This window comes from Campylobacter australis (assembly GCF_050586305.1).
Lineage (GTDB): Bacteria > Campylobacterota > Campylobacteria > Campylobacterales > Campylobacteraceae > Campylobacter_A.
Genome location: NZ_JAXUAA010000001.1, coordinates 408267 through 427668, shown reverse-complemented (window position 1 = coordinate 427668; position 19402 = coordinate 408267). Strand labels below are relative to the sequence as shown.

22 protein-coding genes are annotated in these 19402 nt (G+C 37.2%); 4 read left to right on the top strand and 18 right to left on the bottom strand.

What is annotated here, in order from left to right; genetic code table 11:
• Positions 1-147: 147 nt before the first annotated feature.
• A complete protein-coding gene (locus U5B17_RS02195; protein ID WP_430803723.1) occupies positions 148-1344 on the top strand; it encodes a major outer membrane protein in 1197 nt (398 codons plus the stop codon).
• A 144-nt stretch (positions 1345-1488) separates the two neighbouring features.
• Positions 1489-3204 carry a protein-disulfide reductase DsbD gene (gene dsbD, locus U5B17_RS02190; protein WP_430803722.1) on the top strand — a complete coding sequence of 572 codons (1716 nt, stop codon included), beginning with the start codon at positions 1489-1491 and terminating at the stop codon, positions 3202-3204.
• Between the two features lie 63 nt (positions 3205-3267).
• Here dsbD and U5B17_RS02185 read toward each other — a convergent pair whose 3' ends face one another.
• The 5 genes from U5B17_RS02185 to U5B17_RS02165 all read right to left on the bottom strand — a co-directional run bounded on the left by U5B17_RS02185 (position 3268) and on the right by U5B17_RS02165 (position 9878).
• Positions 3268-6261: a S8 family serine peptidase gene (locus U5B17_RS02185; RefSeq protein WP_430803860.1), complete on the bottom strand. Its 2994-nt coding sequence runs from the start codon at positions 6259-6261 to the stop codon at positions 3268-3270.
• Between the two features lie 5 nt (positions 6262-6266).
• Positions 6267-6398: a hypothetical protein gene (locus U5B17_RS02180; RefSeq protein ID WP_430803721.1), complete on the bottom strand. Its 132-nt coding sequence runs from the start codon at positions 6396-6398 to the stop codon at positions 6267-6269.
• A 206-nt stretch (positions 6399-6604) separates the two neighbouring features.
• Positions 6605-8479, bottom strand: coding sequence for a molecular chaperone DnaK (dnaK, locus tag U5B17_RS02175; protein ID WP_430803720.1), 1875 nt, complete (start codon positions 8477-8479; stop codon positions 6605-6607).
• Between the two features lie 65 nt (positions 8480-8544).
• Complete coding sequence (gene grpE / locus U5B17_RS02170) at positions 8545-9078, bottom strand: nucleotide exchange factor GrpE (protein ID WP_430803719.1); 534 nt, start codon at positions 9076-9078, stop codon at positions 8545-8547.
• Positions 9075-9878, bottom strand: coding sequence for an HrcA family transcriptional regulator (locus U5B17_RS02165; protein WP_430803718.1), 804 nt, complete (start codon positions 9876-9878; stop codon positions 9075-9077). Before U5B17_RS02165 ends, grpE begins: the two co-directional genes overlap by 4 nt.
• Positions 9879-10206: 328 nt before the next feature.
• Between U5B17_RS02165 and U5B17_RS02160 the strand changes: the two genes are divergently transcribed.
• Complete coding sequence (locus U5B17_RS02160) at positions 10207-10452, top strand: helix-turn-helix domain-containing protein (protein ID WP_430803717.1); 246 nt, start codon at positions 10207-10209, stop codon at positions 10450-10452.
• Between the two features lie 2 nt (positions 10453-10454).
• Positions 10455-10622 (top strand): hypothetical protein, encoded by a 168-nt coding sequence (locus U5B17_RS02155; RefSeq protein WP_430803716.1) that lies wholly within the window; start codon positions 10455-10457, stop codon positions 10620-10622.
• A 10-nt stretch (positions 10623-10632) separates the two neighbouring features.
• Here the strand turns inward: U5B17_RS02155 and acpS are convergent, their stop codons facing one another.
• From acpS to U5B17_RS02090, 13 genes are read right to left on the bottom strand one after another with little or no spacing between them, the layout of a single operon-like run.
• Positions 10633-10986: a holo-ACP synthase gene (acpS, locus tag U5B17_RS02150; RefSeq protein ID WP_430803715.1), complete on the bottom strand. Its 354-nt coding sequence runs from the start codon at positions 10984-10986 to the stop codon at positions 10633-10635.
• Positions 10983-11519: a flagellar basal body-associated protein FliL gene (gene fliL / locus U5B17_RS02145; RefSeq protein ID WP_430803714.1), complete on the bottom strand. Its 537-nt coding sequence runs from the start codon at positions 11517-11519 to the stop codon at positions 10983-10985. The genes acpS and fliL overlap by 4 nt, the downstream gene beginning before the upstream one ends.
• Positions 11520-11564: 45 nt before the next feature.
• Positions 11565-12260 carry a hypothetical protein gene (locus U5B17_RS02140; RefSeq protein WP_430803713.1) on the bottom strand — a complete coding sequence of 232 codons (696 nt, stop codon included), beginning with the start codon at positions 12258-12260 and terminating at the stop codon, positions 11565-11567.
• Entirely contained in the window at positions 12257-13195 is a 939-nt protein-coding gene (gene hemC, locus U5B17_RS02135; protein WP_430803712.1) for a hydroxymethylbilane synthase, read from the bottom strand. The genes U5B17_RS02140 and hemC overlap by 4 nt, the downstream gene beginning before the upstream one ends.
• Positions 13170-13532: a hypothetical protein gene (locus U5B17_RS02130; protein ID WP_430803711.1), complete on the bottom strand. Its 363-nt coding sequence runs from the start codon at positions 13530-13532 to the stop codon at positions 13170-13172. Before U5B17_RS02130 ends, hemC begins: the two co-directional genes overlap by 26 nt.
• Positions 13495-13917, bottom strand: coding sequence for an FxsA family protein (locus U5B17_RS02125; protein ID WP_430803710.1), 423 nt, complete (start codon positions 13915-13917; stop codon positions 13495-13497). Before U5B17_RS02125 ends, U5B17_RS02130 begins: the two co-directional genes overlap by 38 nt.
• The gene (locus U5B17_RS02120; RefSeq protein ID WP_430803709.1) at positions 13911-15614 is read right to left on the bottom strand and encodes a proline--tRNA ligase; all 1704 of its coding nucleotides are present in this window, start codon (positions 15612-15614) and stop codon (positions 13911-13913) included. The genes U5B17_RS02125 and U5B17_RS02120 overlap by 7 nt, the downstream gene beginning before the upstream one ends.
• Positions 15601-16878 carry a glutamyl-tRNA reductase gene (hemA, locus tag U5B17_RS02115; protein WP_430803708.1) on the bottom strand — a complete coding sequence of 426 codons (1278 nt, stop codon included), beginning with the start codon at positions 16876-16878 and terminating at the stop codon, positions 15601-15603. Before hemA ends, U5B17_RS02120 begins: the two co-directional genes overlap by 14 nt.
• Complete coding sequence (locus U5B17_RS02110) at positions 16878-17771, bottom strand: polyprenyl synthetase family protein (protein ID WP_430803707.1); 894 nt, start codon at positions 17769-17771, stop codon at positions 16878-16880. The genes hemA and U5B17_RS02110 overlap by 1 nt, the downstream gene beginning before the upstream one ends.
• Positions 17758-18198 (bottom strand): hypothetical protein, encoded by a 441-nt coding sequence (locus U5B17_RS02105; protein WP_430803706.1) that lies wholly within the window; start codon positions 18196-18198, stop codon positions 17758-17760. Before U5B17_RS02105 ends, U5B17_RS02110 begins: the two co-directional genes overlap by 14 nt.
• Complete coding sequence (locus tag U5B17_RS02100; protein ID WP_430803705.1) at positions 18191-18445, bottom strand: DUF2018 family protein; 255 nt, start codon at positions 18443-18445, stop codon at positions 18191-18193. The genes U5B17_RS02105 and U5B17_RS02100 overlap by 8 nt, the downstream gene beginning before the upstream one ends.
• Positions 18438-19070 (bottom strand): HAD family hydrolase, encoded by a 633-nt coding sequence (locus tag U5B17_RS02095; protein WP_430803704.1) that lies wholly within the window; start codon positions 19068-19070, stop codon positions 18438-18440. The genes U5B17_RS02100 and U5B17_RS02095 overlap by 8 nt, the downstream gene beginning before the upstream one ends.
• Positions 19067-19399 carry a hypothetical protein gene (locus U5B17_RS02090; protein WP_230056236.1) on the bottom strand — a complete coding sequence of 111 codons (333 nt, stop codon included), beginning with the start codon at positions 19397-19399 and terminating at the stop codon, positions 19067-19069. Before U5B17_RS02090 ends, U5B17_RS02095 begins: the two co-directional genes overlap by 4 nt.
• Positions 19400-19402 lie beyond the last annotated feature (3 nt).

The window sequence follows — 19402 nt, the reverse complement described above, 5'->3', positions numbered from 1 at the left end:
GTTATCTCGCCAAATTTCTCTTTTTACTATTTTTTCGCACTTTTTGGTTAATATTCGGTAACAAATTTTAAAAATTCCACAAAATTTAAGCATACTTTAAAATATAAAAAGTTACCATTCTACTACATTTCTTAAAAGGAGAACATTATGAAACTTGCAAAAATATCACTTGCAACTATAGTTGCTCTAGGTGCTTTCTCAAGCGTAGCTTCAGCTACTCCACTTGAAGAAGCTATAAAAAATGTAGATGTATCAGGTATGGCTAGATACAGATATGATAGCATTAAGGATAAAACACAAAAAAATGATCATAATTCACACCATACTTTCAGAATCAAGACAAATTTCAAAGCAGCCATTGACGACAACTTCTTTGGCGTTTTAGGTCTAAGATATCAGTCAAGAGATACATCTGGTAATAATGGTCTTGATAAAACAGATGCTGATAAACATTTTGGCGTATACCAACTATATCTAGGCTACAAAGCTGGTAATACAACAGTTACAGCTGGTAAGCAAGAGGTCGGTACATTCTTTACAGATGATGAAGTTGGCACAGGTATTAGAGTTGTTAACCAAGATATCGAAGGTCTAACACTTGCAGCAGTAGCATTTGATGCACTTGATTATGATACTTATGAGGCAGATGGCCAATTACTAAAAACTGCAAACGCTAAATCATATAAGCCAGGCAACCTTTATGGTGTAGCAGCTATCGGCTCTTATGATCCAGTAGGCTTTCAATTATGGTATGCTAGCTTAGATAAGGTAGCTGATCTACTTGCAGTTGAGCTAACTGGTAAATTTAATGTTACTGACGATGTAGCTATCAGAGCTAAAGCTCAGTATGTTCACTCAGATGCTGACAGTAAAGCAGAAAAAATACTAGGCACAACAGATGGTAACTTCTATGCTGCTCAACTTGGCACAGATCTATTTGGCGCTGCGCTTGACGCTGGCTATGTAGGTTTTAAAGCAAAAGACTACGGCACTACATCTTATGCTTTTGAAGATGCTGGCAAACTTATCGAACCAGGCGAAAGACTAGTAAGTGATAAGATTGACTACACTCTAGCTGATGGCAAAGGCAGCTTTTGGTTTGTAAAAGCTGGATATACATTTGACAAATTCTTTGTAGGTGGCGACTATGCTGATGGAAATAAAAAGATTAAAAACGCTAATGGCATATCTAAAGTAAAATATGATGAGTGGGTAGCTAGACTAGGCTATAAATACAGCAAAAAGCTTAACTTTACAAGCTGGTATTCACAAATTACAGAAAAAGACAATAGCGGCAAAGATAAACGAGACTACTTCCGCTTCCAAACTGTATACTCTTTCTAAAAACTTGATATAAGTTTTACTCACCCCAAGCTAGGTTCGCCCTGCTTGGGGTTTTTAAATTTTATACTTTAAGACTCTGCTCTTACTTATTTTTACAAAAAATTTATAATTTTCAAGTAAAATTATCCCTTTTAAGGAGATAAGATGCTACGACTGATGACAGCCCTACTTTTAACCACCTGCATAGCTTTTTCACAAGTTTTAAACATAAGCGAAGCCTTTGATATAAAACATAAAACAAACACAGACGGAGTTGAATTTAGCTTTAAATTTGGAGAAAATATCTATATCTATAAAGATACTTTTAATATCTTGCTTGATGGGAAAAATATAAACAACAGCCTAGATATGCCACCCCATGAACAAAGTGGCGAGTACAACATCATCTTTAAAGAATTTAGCCTGCTTGTACCTAAAAATTTGCTTCAAAACGATATATCTACAATAACACTAAACTATCAAGGCTGTGCTAAAAATGGTATCTGCTACCGACCGCAAACTAAAATATATACCATAAGCTATAAAAATGGCGAACTAAAAGCTAGTGAACAAGTTGAAAATACAAGTAATGAAGTACCAGAACTTGCTGATGATGAGCGCATAGCAAATGAGTTGAAAAATACAAATTTCATACTCTCGCTCGCTACATTTTTTGGCTATGGCCTACTTTTAGCGCTTACGCCTTGTATCTTTCCTATGATACCAATACTTTCATCTATCATCATATCAAAAGGTGGTTCACAGCTTGGAGCTTGGCGCGGTTTTGTGCTTTCGCTAGTATATGTTGTTGCGATGAGTTTGGCTTATGCGCTGGCTGGTGTAGCGGCTAGCTTTTTGGGCTTGGGTCTTGGTGGTATGTTGCAAAATGGCTGGGTGCTGGGCTCTTTCGCTCTTGTATTTATCGGGCTTGCATTTAGCATGTTTGGTTTTTATGATTTAAGACTACCAGCAAAATTTGAAAATTTTATCAATAAGCGCTCGCAAGGCAAAAGCGGTCTATTTGGCGTTTTTATCATGGGTTTTGCAGCGGCTCTTGTGGTTTCGCCTTGTGTGGCTGCCCCTTTGGCTGGAGCCCTACTTTACATAGCACAAAGCGGAAATGCACTTTATGGTGGCGTAATGCTTTTTGTAATGGGTCTTGGAATGGGCATACCGCTACTTGTTATAGGAACTAGCAGCGGTAAAATTTTACCAAAGCCTGGTAAGTGGATGGATGCTATAAAGGCTGCATTTGGCTTTTTGATGTTAGCTATGGCAGTATGGCTTCTTTCTAGGACGCTAGGAAGTGGCTTTGAGCTTGCCGGATATGGAGTGATCGGTGTATTTATGGCGGTATTTTTTGGAGCATTTGAACCAGCAAGTAGCGCAAAACAAAGGGCAAAAAAAGCGATATTTTTACTTTTATTTATATACTCAGCTATGCTTTTAGTTGGGGCTTTTAGTGGTGCAAAAGATCCTTTAAAACCATTGGCAAATTTTAATCAAAATACAAACTCCAAAGAGATACAAAATGAGCTAAATTTTCGCTCTATAACAAATCTAAACGAGCTAAAACAAGCCATACAAACCGCCCAAAAACCGCTTATGATTGACTTTTACGCCGACTGGTGCGCTAGCTGTAAGGAGCTTGAGAGCATAACTTTTACTGATCAAGCAGTTGTAAAACGCCTTAAAGAATTTGAGCTTATCCGTATAGATGTAACTAAACAAAGTAGCGAAAATGACGCAATGTTGAAAGAATTTTCACTCATTGATCCACCAGCTTTGCTCTTTTTTAAAAATGGCGAACAACTTAGCTCAAAACGCATAATCGGCTTTATATCGCCCGAAAAGTTTTTAGAGAAAATTTCAGGGATATGATTGTTATTTTTTAAATTTTAACACAAAAAAACAAGGGCAAATTTTTGCCCTTGTCACTAGAAGTTAAAATCCAAATTTTACTTTTGCATACGCTCCATGCGACTTGCTATTGTCATTAAATGCTCCGCTATAGCCTATACCAAGCATTAAATTTTTTATCGGTTTTGCCTCAACACCAAACTCAATCGTAGTTAAATTTTTCGCTTTATTGTCTTTCATTGTAGTTTCGCCAATATCCTTAATATACATGTCTATGCTATTTTTGTTGTTTAAAATTTGATTATAAGCAACATCGGCGACCACTGTTATACTGCCAAAAGCCACACTAGGACGCACACCAGCCGTTGCGACTTGTGTGTTTTGGTTGTTTGCCTTGATGGTATAAAGCGATGTGTTTATCTCAGGAATTTTCATGCTGATGTTTGCTGCACCAAGATACGGCTCCACGCTAACTCCACCAAGATTAAGCTTGCTTAAGGCAAGTTCGACAAAGCTTGTCATCACTTTTTTATTGTATGCTACACTGTTATAAGCGATCTTGCTGTGCTCCAAGTAAGCTTCTTTGCTCTTTACATCACTGTTTGAGCCTAGTATGCCCATTTTAAGTGTAGCATTTAAAAGATAAACATCACCCATTACACCAAAATATCTAGTGTTTGCTTTGTTATCAATGAGCTTAACTTTTTCCTTACCGCCACCCAAGAAAATGCCAAATCTATATCCATCATTTAAAACATTTACACCGATAATCTCATCAGTTGTGTTTAGATTTGCGCTTTGCAAGTAACCATTTTTCCTACTTGAAATTTTATTTGCTAGTGTAGTACTCCATAGTTCAAGTCCATCGTCAAGCTGAGTGCGTTTAAATTTTGAACTAGTAGCAAGCGCATTTTTAAGCAGTATCGTATGAACCAGCTCATTTTGTCGAGCAGCTAACTCGTCATCTTTTGCAAGTGCTCTATTTATGGCATTAAGGTTATCCTTTGTGCTAAGCATCATCGCTTTGTAAAGCTCACTTTGTCGATTTGTATTAGCTAGATTTACTAGGCGTTTTTCGTTTTCGCTTTTAGCAAATTCGCTCATAGTGGCTAATTTTTTAACCTTTAAAACCACTTGTGAGTTGGTTAAAACTTCACGCTCAGTCTTAAAAAGTGCATATTCAAAGACTTTTGTATTATCCTGTCCAACAAATGTGCCATTGCCAGTAAAGATTAGCTCATTTTGGCTACCATCTTGCAACGCCTCTGCTTTGCTTATGTCAAGAGCAGCTTTCATTACAGAATTTTGTGCATAAGTTATATTTAACCCACGAACATTTTCGCCAATAGCAAGGGTTGCGCCAGAGTTTAGTGTGGCAGTAACGGCGGAATTGTCACTATTTTTTGTAATGACTTCAAGCCCTGTTGCTGTAGGTTTTACGATGTCTGCCTTGCTTAAAATTTCAAGCTCTGCACCATCTTTTACGATAACTAGTTTAGAGCTTGAAAGAGATTGATTTAGAGCTGAAATTTTACCTTCATTAATTGTAGTTTTTCCAGTAAAAGTATTGTCTCCTGTTAGTATTAGCTCGGCGCTGCCATTTTTGGTTAATGCACCCTCATATCCTTGTGTAGTTCTAGCTTCTCTTGCAGTCGCTCTTGCGGTTTCAAATTCTTTTTCAAGTCTTTCATGTTCAGTTAGTGCGCTTTTTGCATCCAAAACAGCCTTTCTTGTCACCCATTCTGCTGCTTCTGTTTCATCTTCTGTTTTTCTAAATTTTATAGCCTTATCGCTTATGTCGTTACTCCAAGTATCATCACTTGATAGATTTAAGTTAAACTCACCCAAAAACTGACCAGGACCAAACATCGCCTTACCAAGATCAAGCGCGCCCCAGCCCCATATCTCATCTGGCGTACCATGTTGTGCTGTAAAATTATCCAGTGGAGTTACGCCATCACTTTTGGTTTGTCTAGCTGTTGTTAGCATTACCTCTCTGATTTGTTGTGGTGTCATATAGTCATATCGCTGAGCCATCACTCCAAGCGCTCCTGTTACATGCGGCGCTGCCATTGATGTGCCATTTTTGCTTTGGTATGTTGGCGTACCATAAGTATCTTCATTTTCAACATCCACAACAGTTGATAAAATTTTATTTCCTGGTGCGGCTATACCCCACCATTTTGATGCACCAACATAGTTGTAGTCTTGCTTATCATCATCTTTTATGCCAGTAACTGCAACCCATAAATTTTCAATATCTGGACGAAAGTACGGCAGTATCGCACGAGTAAATGGATGTGTCATCTTGCGCTGGTTGCCGGTGGTGAAAACTTGCACCATATTATTTGCCTTTGCAACATCATAAGCTGCGTCTAAGAAATTTTTATTGCCATTTTCAATAAACTGATAATACGCCTTTTTTGCAACTTCAAGATCTTTAATGTAAATATGCGCATCTTTATCTGATGGTTCTGTAATGGTATCGGTTGATTTTTTATATTTATATCCCGGCGCGCCATTGTATGATGAGTTTAATCTAGGATTTGACCCCCAGCTATTATTTACAAATTTCACACCTTGCTTAGCAAGTTCGTTGTAAATTTCATAAAATAGATTGTAATCCAAATTTGCACCATAGGTTATATTGTCATTTGTGCCGTGATTTCCCACATAAACCTCAGACTCAAATGCTACGCCATGCATCTCCTTTCCATCTCTTGCTGCACCAATAGTGCCTGTTACATGAGTGCCGTGGTTATCGTTTGTAGCATATATCCAATCGCCATCGATGTTAAAGGCTTCGCCTTTTTTAAATTCACCTTTGTCTGATTGATCATAGTTTCTGCCGCCGCCATCTGCAACTGGCTGTGATTTATTTATAGGGGCATTTACTCGGTTTCCATCAATGCTTGCATCAGGGTGTTTAAAACCATCTTTGCTATATACTCCAATTGCATTTACGCCAAAAACCCTTCCGATAAATTCTGGATGCGATAGTAATGCACCAGAATCAACAACACCAATTTTAACCCCTTTGCCAGTAAAACCAAGCGCATAAGCAGTAGAGGCGTTTATGCCTTTTAAGCCCCAATATTTGCTATATTCAGCACTTTCCCAACTTGTCGTGCTACCCCCCCCATTTCAGTATAGCCATTTAGCCCACAAGTTAAAAACATCAAGGCCACTGTGGAAGCAACCATCCTCCTCGACATATAAACTCCTTGTTTTATAAAATGAAACTTACAAAGTATTATATGTTGATCAAGATTAAAAGTTAATAAATTTTTTTAGTTTTATATTTTAAGATAAAATTTATGTAAGAAAAATTTCTATTTTTAGACCTTTCTTGTAGTAAAGCCTTAAAATTTTACATTTAAAAAGATAATTTTAGCGGACTTTCATCCGCTAAAATTATACCTTACTCGACTTCGGCGTCGATTACATCATCATCTTTTTTCTTAGATTGTTCGCCACCAACGGTGTTTTCGTCCTTTTTATACATCGCTTCGGCTAATTTGTGACTAGCTTCGCTTAGAGCTTTTACCTTCGCATCGATCTGCTCTTTTGTTGCACTCTCATCTTTTAAAGTTTCACGAAGTGCGTTTAGAGCCGCTTCGATATTTACCCTATCATCAGCTGGGACTTTCTCGCCTAGCTCATCAAGGCTCTTTTGTGTCTGATGAACGAGTGCGTCAGCTTGATTTCTAGCCTCTACCGCCTCTTTGCGTTTAGCATCTTCTTCTTTGTGAAGCTCAGCCTCTTTTACCATTTTGTTGATCTCATCATCACTTAGACCGCTTGAGCCTGAGATTGTGATGTTTTGGGCTTTGCCAGTGGCCTTGTCTTTTGCTGAAACGGTTAAAATTCCGTTCGCGTCGATGTCAAACTCAACTTCGATTTGTGGCACACCACGAGGTGCAGCTGGGATACCTTCAAGGTTAAACTGACCCAAAGATTTATTATCTCTTGCAAACTCACGCTCACCTTGAATAACATGGATAGTAACGGCGTTTTGGTTGTCTTCGGCAGTTGAGAAAGTTTGGTTTTTCTTAACTGGGATAGTTGTGCCCTTTTCGATGATCTTTGTCATCACACCGCCCAAAGTCTCGATACCAAGGCTTAGCGGAGTAACATCAAGAAGCAATACATCTTTTACATCGCCTTTTATAACAGCGCCCTGGATAGCCGCACCGATAGCAACAACTTCGTCTGGATTTACGCTTTTGTTTAGCTCTTTGCCAAATGCCTTTTTAACCTCTTCGCCAACAAGCGGCACACGAGTTGAACCGCCGACCATAACGATCTCTTTTACTTCGCTCTTGCTAAGACCTGCATCTTTTACTACTTCGTTGATTTTAGCGATAGTTTGGGCAACCAAGCCCTCGATCATACCTTCAAATTTTGCACGAGTTAGCGTTTTAACAAGGTGTTTTGGACCTGTTGCGTCGGCTGTGATAAATGGTAGGTTGATGTTGCTTTCTTGTGCTGAGCTAAGCTCTTTTTTTGCATTTTCAGCAGCCTCTTTTAAGCGCTGAGATGCCATAACATCTGCTTTTAGATCGATACCTGTTTCGCTTTTAAACTCACTTGCGAGCCAGTCAATAACAAGGTTATCAAAGTCATCGCCACCTAAAAACGCGTTACCACCAGTTGCCAAAACTTCAACTACATTATCGCCAGTCTCAAGCACTGTTACATCAAATGTACCACCACCTAGGTCATAAACTAAAATTTTCTCAGCCTCTTTTTTATCCAAACCATACGCCAACGCCGCAGCTGTCGGCTCGTTGATGATACGAAGCACATTTAGCCCAGCTATCGTTCCAGCCTCTTTTGTCGCCTTTCTTTGGCTGTCGTTAAAGTATGCTGGCACTGTGATAACAGCATCTGTAACGCTCTCGCCAAGATAAGCTTCTGCGTCTTCTTTAAGCTTGATTAAAACTTTTGCTGAAATTTCTTGCGGAGTATAGACTTTGCCTGAAATCTCAATCGCGCAAGCTCCGTTGCGATCCACAACATGATACGGAAGTCGCTCTTTTGCCTCTTTTGCAGCATCTTCGTTACTCATAAGACCCATAATACGCTTAATAGAATAAATCGTCTTTTCAGGATTTGTAACCGCTTGACGCTTAGCCACATCGCCCACCAAAACATCGCCTTTGTCGGTGAATGCCACAACAGAAGGAGTTGTGTTTTTGCCCTCTTTGTTAGGGATAACCTTACTCTCGCCACGCTCATAAACGCTAACACAAGAGTTAGTCGTTCCTAGATCGATTCCTATAACTTTTGCCATTTTTTATCCTTTTTATTAAATTTTATTCTCATTTTTGGGCGTTTTCACGCTGTTTTACACAAATTTTAGTTTGCTATACTAACCATTGCTGGACGCAAAACCCTACCATTTATCAAATACCCTTTTTGCATAACTTGAACGATCGCACCGCTTTCGTGCGCCTCACTATCAACTCGCATAATGGCATTATGAATATTTGGATCAAACTCGCCATCAGTTGAAATTTGACTAACGCCGTGCTTTTCAAGCGCCTTTTTAAACTCATTTATAGAAAGTTCTATACCCTCTTTTATCTTTTTGGCAAACTCATCTTCAGCCTCAAATCCAGCGCCCATCTCAAGCGCATCAATAACTGGCAAAAGATCGCGTGCAAATTTCTCATTCGCATAGCTTGCCACATCTGCCTTTTCCTTCTCGACACGCTTTCGCATGTTCTCAAAGTCTGCATTTGCGCGGTAAAATTTATCCGTTAGCTCCGCCACTTGCTTTTCTAGCTCGATGATTTTGACATTGTCCGCATCAAGTCCATCAAAGCTTATATTTTCGCCTTGCATTTGCACCTCTTCCGTGCTAGCCTGCTCTTTTATCTCCTCGCTCACGCTGCCTCCCTTATCTGTTTTAGTAGTTTTATGTAGTCATTATAGACACTTCCAGCGCATATCATCGTAGATGTCTCTCCGCTAAATTTTACCCTTAGCTTTAATCCCAAATATTGACTTTCAAATATCGGATCAAAGTTTAGCCCATCACTCATGTGTGTAGCAAAACTTGGCTCAAGTATCATCTTAAAGCGCTCATCTTCAAACATTTTATAAGCAAAAATCTCATTTTCTTGAAATAAAATTTTAGCCCTTTTAAGCTCCCTGATCTTGCTTCGCAGTTCGCTTAAACCAACTTGAGAACAGATAAGTTCAAGCTTGTCTAAGCTAACTTCACCGATATTTTGTAAAAATTTTTCAACCCTTGTGTCATACTTTAAAACTATCTCATCTTTTGTAAAATTTAAAACCAAAAAGCGGTTTTTAACATTTAAAATTTCAATTAAATTTTGTTCAAATTGAGCATATATCATAGTATAAACTTCATATTTGTCGCTTAAAATTTTAAGTATCATCTCATCATTTATATCAAGCAACTCTTGATTAAAATCAATATCGCCAAAAACATTAGCCCAGTAGTGCCTCATAGCATTTACAGTAGGGATCCTGCCACCACTTATATGAAGCTGTGTTATCGCCCCTTCATCTGATAACTTTTTAAAATAAACTCTTATAGTTGAGGCTGGCATAGAAACATCCATACGAGAACCAAGCTCACTTGAGCCTATCGGTGCATTTTCATCAAGATAGGCTTTTATGATGGAATTTAGTATCAAGTCACGCTTGCTAAGTTTACTCATTTTCCTATCACCTTTCTTAATTTTTAGCACTCTATATTTTAAATTGCTAAGTGGATTATACTATAATGAGTATATAAATGTCAAGTCTAAATAAAATTTTTTATAAAACTTTAGTCAAATAGACTCAATAATAATTATAGATAAATTTTAACTCATCCTACAATAGTTTAAATTTTAAGTTATTTTATAGATATTTTATACATTATACCGTATAATAATAATATTTTAATTGATAAAATATACTTAAATATTAATATTATAAACAATTTTTTACTTTTTTTATTATTTTTAATGTATATTTAATGAATTATATTGTATTATTTCGCCCATGATTGAAACAAATGATATCTTTAATCTACTTCATAATGCTATAGAGTCTAAAAATTTGGGCAAGAAAATTTCTCAAAGCGATATGGCTAAATACCTTGGCATATCGATGCGCACATATCAAGACTGGCGACTAGGAACTTCAAAACCGCAAGCAGCTGTTGCTGTTTGTCGTTTGCTTTGTGAGCTAGATGAAGATGAGATATTATTTGTTATAAGTAAATTTAAAAAGTTAATAAAAGGATAAATATGGATAGTATCACACAAAAAGAAAAGCTTGAGCTTGAAGAGGTTTTTGCGGCGATTTATACCAAAAAAGATAACAAATTTATCCAGTTTTATAAGGAATTTTACTCAGTTGCACTAATAAATATAAAAAATTTGCGAAACAAACTATCTTATGTAGGTAAAAAGTAGGTAGTAAAATTTACTCTTTTTGCTTTAGCATTACAGCCGCTATGGCAAACCCACCATCGTGCGTAATGCTTAAACTTGTTGATGAGATGTTAAAATTTTGCATTATTTTATCTGAGAATTTTAATATCGGTGCGCCACGCTCATTTTTAGAAATTTCTATATCAAAAAAACTACATTCAGCAGATATGCCAACACCAAGAGCTTTGCTTGCTGCCTCTTTTGCTGCCCAAAAGCCAGCCAAACTAGCATCGCTTTTTATAATATCTATCTCTTTTTGACTTAAAAAGCGCCTTAAAAAATCTACTCCAAAACGCTCTTTAAGCCTAAAAATTCTATCTATACTAACGATGTCAATGCCTATCATTGTATAACAAAATCAGTAAAGAAAAGGTTTTTGATATATCCGTCACTAAGAACTTCATTTATCCGAGACACTATCTCGTCTTTTAGCCTATCCTTGCCTTTTGTAGTGCTTATCTCTTCATATGTTTTTGATGAAAGAGTACGGATGATAATATCACGCAAAAGCGCCTTTTTTTTATCAAGCTCTGGCGTCATCGACTCGATACTTTGCTCCAAATCTATCTTGGTTTTTAAAAACCTTGAACCATTTTCACTTAGTAAATTTACTATGAATTGATCAAGGGGATAGACTGGTCCCATATTCATAAAGTCAGCGCTTCTCTTGCCAGGCTGTGCGGCCGGTGCTTTTTGTGTAGCCATCGGCTGTGCTTGCTGAACTGCTGGATCTGTTGGAGGAACTTCATCATCACCCATAAGTAAAAATGCTATCAGACCGCCAACCACAAGTAAAAGTACCAAAACTGCAATGATAATAATGATAAGCAGACTCTTGCCACCCTTTTTCTTGCCATCTTCTACAACTTCTTCTGCCATAATTTCTCCTTAAATTTTCGTGATTATATCAAATTTTAATGCTTTTTAGGTAGTTTTAAAAAGATACCATTTTGATTTTGGTAAAATTTGTTTTATCATAATATATTTTGATGGGTGCATTTTTGGCAACTCGCTATCGCTTTGAACGCGCATAAATCCAACGACATTATCCACCATACCTCCAACTATCAATGAAAAAACCTCATCCTTTTCAACTGCATTAAAATGTAAATCCTTAAGCTCACTTTCATAATCTTTGCCAGATTTTTCAAGCTCATAAATTTTTTCAAACTTATCAACATTTGCATTTGCAAACTCTAGTAAATTTTTATCAGAGCTTATAACAAGCTTATAGTTTTCAATATCAATGCCAGCCTTTAAATCCTCTGGAACTTTATCGTAGTTTTTAACCATATCAAGCATCATACCAGTCATAGCAAGGCTTCTCATGGCATAAATTCCATCGCTCTTGGCATAAACATAAAGATCGATAAAAGCATCATCTCTTGCGCTACTAACTGCGTGCATAGCGATGATGTCATGCTCATCATTTTTGCCAAGCATATCAAAACTTAGTTCAAAATTCTCTGCTATATAAAACTCACTTGCCTTGTGCTTTGCAAGTTCGCCTTTTAGCTTATTTTGGCTAAAATTTTTATCAGTAAAAAGCGCTTTTACAAGCTCAAAACTATCAGCAAAAATAAAATTTAAAGCTAGCAATAAAAATAAAACTACTCTCATAGCTCAGCCGCCATTTTTTCAGCTCTTACCAAAAGCTCTTTTGCACCTTTTTGAATAAATTTTTGTGCAAAAATTTTACCAGCGTCTTTATACTCATCTTTTTTTACACTTGTGCTATCGCGCAAAAACTCACTACCATCCGGCATACCAACAATAGCACTTACAAAAATTTCATCTCCATCAAGTCTTGCACTAACTCCAATAGGAGCTTGGCAACCACCATTTAAAGTAGCGACAAAGTCCCGTTCTATAGTTGTTTCTACAACAGAAACTTCATCGTTTAAAAACTCGATTTGATCTAAAATTTCAGCCCTTTCAACACTCTCTATCCCTAACGCACCCTGCCCCATAGCTGGTATCATCTGCTCTTGTTTAAAAGCATAGATAAACTTTACCTCATTTTGGACATTTAAGCGATTTATGGCTGCCATCGCTAGGATGATAGCATCAAACTCCCCCTCTTTTAGTTTGCGCAAACGAGTTTGAACATTTCCACGAAGCGAGATTATGTTTAAATCAGGTCGCATGATAAGTAGCTGCATGCGGCGACGAAGGCTTGTAGTACCTACCTTTGCGCCTTTTGGTAACTCATCAAAACTTGCAAATTTCTCACTTATCATCGCATCTCGCACATCTTCACGAGAGCAAATTGCTGCTAGTTTTAAACCATCTGGAAACTCCACTGGTACATCTTTTAAGCTATGTACCGCTATGTGACTTTCGCCACGAAGCATGCTTTCTTCAAGCTCTTTTGTAAAAAGCCCCTTTCCGCCGATCTTTGAAAGCGGACTATCAAGTATCACATCGCCTTTTGAAAGCATACCAACGAGTTCAACCGATAAATTTGCATCATGTTTTTCAAGACGAGCCTTTATATGCTCGCTCTGCCACATCGCAAGCAGGCTCTTTCTAGTTGCAATTTTGAGTGTTTTCATCTTTTACCCTTTTATAAATTATACTAACTTTCTCTCCCAAAAGCTCATCTCTCATGCTTGTTTTTGCATTTACATCTATAATGTCATTTGTAAAAATTTCATCTTTTACAAATAAAACTTCATTTTTTCTTATCATTTTCTTTAGTGGTTTAAATTCTAGCTCAAGCTCAAAAAAGTGAGCCTTAAAGCCATTTTCTAGCTCTAAAATTTTAACTGGCTTTACACTTATTACATCAAATTTTTCATTTTTAGAGTAGCTTTTTTGTAAGAAATTTTCAAGCATGCTAGAATTTACAAAACTAGCGCAAAGAGCTAGACTCACTAACCACTTCAACATCTATAATCTCTCCTTCGTTTTTGCTGGCTTCAGAGTGGTTTGAGTTAAAATTTTCATAATAAAAACTATTGTCTTTTGTCCCTTTAAGTCGTGCAAAAAGCGATATAACAGCCAAAATAGCACCTACAATATCACACAATATCCCCGGCAAAATCAGTAAAAAGCCAGCTATACCTAGCCCAAATGAGCTAAAAATATCACTTGGCTTAAGCCTGCTAAAATTTGATCGAAAATTTAAAAATCCAACTTGAAATATACAAACTATCCCAACTATTCCACTTATAAAAATTTCAAGCAAAAACGCACCAAAACCATAAGCGCTCACAAAAAAGTAAGCAAATACAAACTCAATAAGCAAATAAGGTAGCGGCAAAGCTCTTAGCATAATTTCGCTTTTAAGGCTTCTAGAGCCCTGCTGACTTCTATCTCAGTTTTTACAAGTTTATCCCTGCAGATAAGCTCAACTTTGCCATTTTCAAGACCCTTACCAACAACGATAGCATAAGGGCAACCGATAATCTCAAAGTCATTCATTTTTACACCAAAACGCTCATTTCTATCATCATAAAGTACATCTATACCTATACTTTTTGCATCTTCGTATAGCTTGTTAGAAAACTCGCTAGCTTGCTCATCTTTGAAATTTGAAAGTATTATAACAGCTTCAAATGGCGCACACTCTTTACTCCAAACACAACCTCTCTCATCATGGCTTTGCTCTATCATGACAGCCATCAAACGGCTTACTCCTATACCATAACAACCCATAATATAAGGCTTTGCCTTGCCATTTTCATCAAGAAAAGTGGCATTCATAGCCTTTGAGTATTTATCTCCTAGTTGAAATATATGCCCAACCTCAATACCCTTACTAAGCTCTAATCTACCGCCACACTCAGGACATCTATCGCCAACACTAACGCTTGCTATATCTTTAAAACGATCATCATTAAAGCTACTTACACTAACTCCAACAAAATGGTAGTCTTTTTCATTTGCTCCACAAATCATCTGCGATTGCCCTTTTAGCTCGGCATCTATAAAAAACTCAACTCCTTTTAATCCAACAGGACCGCAAAATCCAGCCACAACACCAGCCATACTTATCTCTTCATCACTAGCATCCACGAGTTCTAACGCACCGCATGCGTTTTGCGCTTTTATCTCTTGAAGCTCGTCATTTCCACGCACAAAAAAGACAACGATTTTTTGAGTATCTTCATATATCGCTTTTTTAATGACTGCTTTTATCGTATAAAACTCATCGACCTTAAAAAACTCAGCTATATCTTTTATAGTCTTTGTATTTGGTGTGTAAAATTTATCCGCACTAGCTTCTGGTGCTTGAGCACTTGTTGTTTTTAAGGCACGCTTTGCAGCTTCAACATTTGCAGCGTATGAGCAATCCTCACAGCAAAATATATCATCCTCTCCATTTTGCGCAAGCACCATAAACTCCTTGCTTCCGCTCCCACCTATCGCTCCACTATCAGCCGCAACCGCACGGAAATTTAAACCAAGTCTCTTAAAAATTTTTGTATAAGTTGCTTCCATAAGGTCAAACTCGCGCTTTAGGTCCTCATCATTTGCATGAAAGCTATATGCATCCTTCATAATAAACTCACGCCCACGCAAAATACCAAATCTAGGCCTTGCCTCATCGCGAAATTTTGTATTTATCTGATATATATTTTTAGGCATATCCTTATAGCTAGTAAGCTTTCCGCGCATTGTAGCCACAGCAGACTCTTCGTTTGTAGGACTTATGACAAAGTCATTATCCTTGCGGTCACGAAAGCGCAAAAGCTCTTTTCCATAAACCGAATATCTGCCACTTTGTTTCCACAAATCAGCATTTGTAACAGCACTAAATTTCATCTCAAGCGCACCAGCTGCCCCCATCTCTTCACGGATAACTGCTTCTATTTTATTTAAAACCCTTTGCGCTAGTGGCAAATAGTTATAAAGTCCAGCACCATTTTGTTCGATAAATCCACCACGAACTAAAAAAACATGGCTCGGTAAAGTTGCATCTTTTGGAGCTTCTTTTGTGGTTGGTGCGTAGAATTTAGAAAACTTCATCTAGTTCGTCCTTTTTGTTTGTTTGAAAATTAAAAATATATCTCATAGCTCTTGCAATCTCATTTGCATCATCTTTTGATGAAAGTGATTTTAAATTTATGGTAGGCGTGTGTAAAAACGCATTTGTAAGCTGTATTGCAAATTTTAGCACCTCATCCCTATCGCAATGCCTTAAATAGCCCTTTTGCATCGCTTTCTCAAGCTCTTTTTTAATGCAGGCATTTGCACTTAGTCTAAGCTCTTTTATAAGTGGGGCACTTACGCTATCTTTTATAAATTTTAAAAACTCACTTGTATCTTTTGCCACGATACCGTAAGCTATTTGCGCTTGTTCTTCTCTAAGAGCAAGATTTGCACGCACGATCTCTTCAAGGTCATCAACAGTATAAACTTTTATATCTTCATTTTGAACTATATCTATATCTCTAGGAACTGCAATGTCAAAAAAGTAGCGCTTAAATGGCGTTTTTTCAAGCATCATATCAACGATGATAGGATGCGGGGCAGAGGTACTTGAAAAGATAAGTTCATGTGAATTTACATACTCTTTTAGCTTTAATATACTATCCCAGCTAGCCTTATCGCCAAGCTCATCAACTAAAGCCTCAACTCGCTCGGTCGAGCGATTGACAATAACAATATTTGCGCCACTTCCAATAAGATGCCGTGCAGCCAGTTCTCCCATCTCTCCAGCCCCCACTACAATGGCTGTTTTCCCATCTAGTGTGCCAAAAATTTCCTTTGCCTTAGCTACTGCGACCGATGAAACTGAGATGGGATTTTTAGAAATTTGTGTTTCATTTCGTACTTTTGCCGCACATTTGATAGCATATTCTAGTGCTTTTTCAAGCTTTTCGCCACTTGTATTTGCGCTTTTTGCAAATTTAAAAGCATCTTTTAGCTGTCCAACTATCTGCGTTTCGCCAACAACCAAGCTATCTAGCGAGCTTGCCACAGCAAAAAGATGGTGGATGGCTCCACTATTTTCATAGATATCAGCCCTTTCAAACAACTCATCTTCAAATACTCCAGAAAAAACCGCCATACATCTTATGATATGTGTACTAGCAGGTTTTATCTCATCTACGCTGGCTAAAATTTCGACTCTATTACAGGTACTAAGAACAATGACTTCGTCTATATTTTTACTTGATTTAATAAGTCTTAAAATTTGCTCTTTTTTCTCGTTGTTATCAAGTGCTAGCTTTTCTCGCACCGAAATATCAGTGTTTTTATGAGTAAAGCTAATGTTTAAATAACTCATCAAAACTCCCTATCGATCATGCTGGTGATGATGCTTTCAAGCTCGGTATCTTGATACTCTTTTATGCAGTTTAGTGCCTCTGCTCCAAGCTCTCGTGCTAGATTTATCACCTTTTGGATAGAGCCTGTAGAGTCAAATTTTTGCCTTAACCATGAGATCTGAGCGCTATCTAGCTCTTTTTTATAAAGCGACTTTAGCTTATCTTTATCGCTGTCATTAAGGCTTTCGTAAAGATAGATATATGGCAGCGTCATCTTGCCTTCAACAAAGTCATTAAGCGCTGGCTTGCCAAGAGTCTTGCTGTCTTGCGTGATGTCAAGCACATCATCAATAATCTGAAAAGCAAGACCTAAATTTTTACCATAAATGCTAAATTTCTGCTCATCCTTGCCAGCAAGCAAAGCCCCACAAATAGCGCTAACTTCGATCAAAACTGCCGTTTTATTATATATCATTTGCATATACTTTTCTTTATCAGTGTTAAAAAAACCAGAAAGCTCAACATCCATAAGCTCACCGATACTTAGCTTACTAACTGCATCTGAAACGACTTGAGCGATCTTTGGCTCGAATTTTGAAAGCTCAAAAAAGCCTTTTGAGTATAAAATATCCCCCAGCATTATGGCATTTTTAGCGCCAAAAAGAGCGTTTATGCTAGGCTCACCGCGCCTTGTATTGGCATCATCTATCACATCATCATGAAGCAAACTAGCAAGGTGTATAAGCTCTATAACAGCACAAAGTGTAAATGCCTTTTGGCTTGGGCTAGCTATCTTTAAAAGAAGTTTTGAGCGCAGTTTCTTGCCAGAGCTGATACGCGAAAACATTTGCGTTGCGCTTTGGTAACCAAGCTCGTTTATAAATTTTAACATTATCTCATCAATTTGTTGCATTTATCCCCTTTTTTGGTGGGTCGACAAACTCGACATCAACCCTATTAGCACCGTCAATTATATCTACTTTAAATTTTGCCTTTTTGTCCTTAAAATCAATAAAAGTCAAAAGCAACTGTGCCGAATCTGTAGGCGGCATTGTAAAATCAGGCACTAATTTTTGCAAAAAACTTGCTCTTTTGTTATCAAGCGCAAGCGTTAGATGTTTTGGGTAGCGTCTAAAAAAGCTTTGTACGATGATATTTGTCGCATCAAAAAGTGTCCAGCGAAAGTCAAAACTATCTCGCTGCTGTGTCGCTTTTTCGGTCACCCAAACACGAGCCCACTCATCTTTTTTAAGCTCAAATGTATGCGTGCTGTTAAAAACTGGTGGAGCTGCAAAACAAAATGCGGCAAGCATTAAAAAAAGCACTACAATTTTACTCATTTTTGCTCAAAATTTCTCCGCTTACCTGAATGTAAAAGTCATTTATCTCGCTATCTATCGCAGCTTCATTCTCATCTAAAAAATCTAAAATTTCCGCCTCTTTAAATCCATTTTTCTCTAAAAAAAGTCTCATAGCAGCATAAAATTTAAAAATCTCATCAAGCTCAGTGGATACTAAATTTTGATTTGCATTAAATAAAATATCATAAAATTTTTGCTTTGGCGAACTTTCAAAAATGTCAATCATCAAGCAAGCCCTTTATCATCATAAGCGCCTCTTGTACGCTTTTAGCATTAAATTTAGCACTCTTGCTTACTTCGCCAAAACCCCAGCTAACCTGAATGTATGGCATTTTTGCATTATTTGCAGCAAGTTCATCTTTTAAACTATCACCTATAAAAACAGCTTTTTTAGCATCAAATTTATCACAAACTAGATCTAACATCTTTGGGTCTGGCTTTTGTGGGATCTCATCATTTGCACCGATAATGTAGTCAAATTTTTCAAAAATTTCACATTTTTTAAGTATAGCTTCAAGTGTATAAAGTGGTGCATTTGAAGCAAGTGTAACAGCATATCTCATAGCCCTACACTCATCTAAAAGCCAATCCACTTTATCGTAAGTGCAAGCAAATTTTGCGTAGTTTTGTTTAAATTTCTCTTCAAAGCTATCCCTTAGCCTTGCGTCTGGATTATTTATACCATAAAGATCGTAAGCCAAATTCCTACCTGGTTCATTTATTGCCGTGATGATAAATTGCGTTGATAGTGGTTCTAAAGACAGCTCGGCTCTTATATCATTGACTGTTTTTTCTATCGCAACTGAGCTGTCAATAAGCGTCCCATCCATATCAAATATCGCAACTCTCACAAATCTTCCTTAAATTTATTTTTATGTTTATCTTTTTTATAACTTTTTTGATTTTTTAGCTTTTCAAGCAAATTTGCACTACGCAAAAGCTCATCTTTTTCACCATTTAAAATGACTTGATTTACAAAATTTTCAAGCTCTTTTGTGTATGGCTGATCTAAAAAAACAGGCTCTAACTTTTCTAAAATTTTAGCATTTTTTTCACTTCTTTTTTCAAACTCACTTTTGTCAAAATCATCTCGCTTAAGTGCACTAATAGCAGACTTTGCAAATTTCTCAAGAGCCCTAATATACTTAACTCGCTTGGCTTTTTCCTCGGCTAAACTCATCAT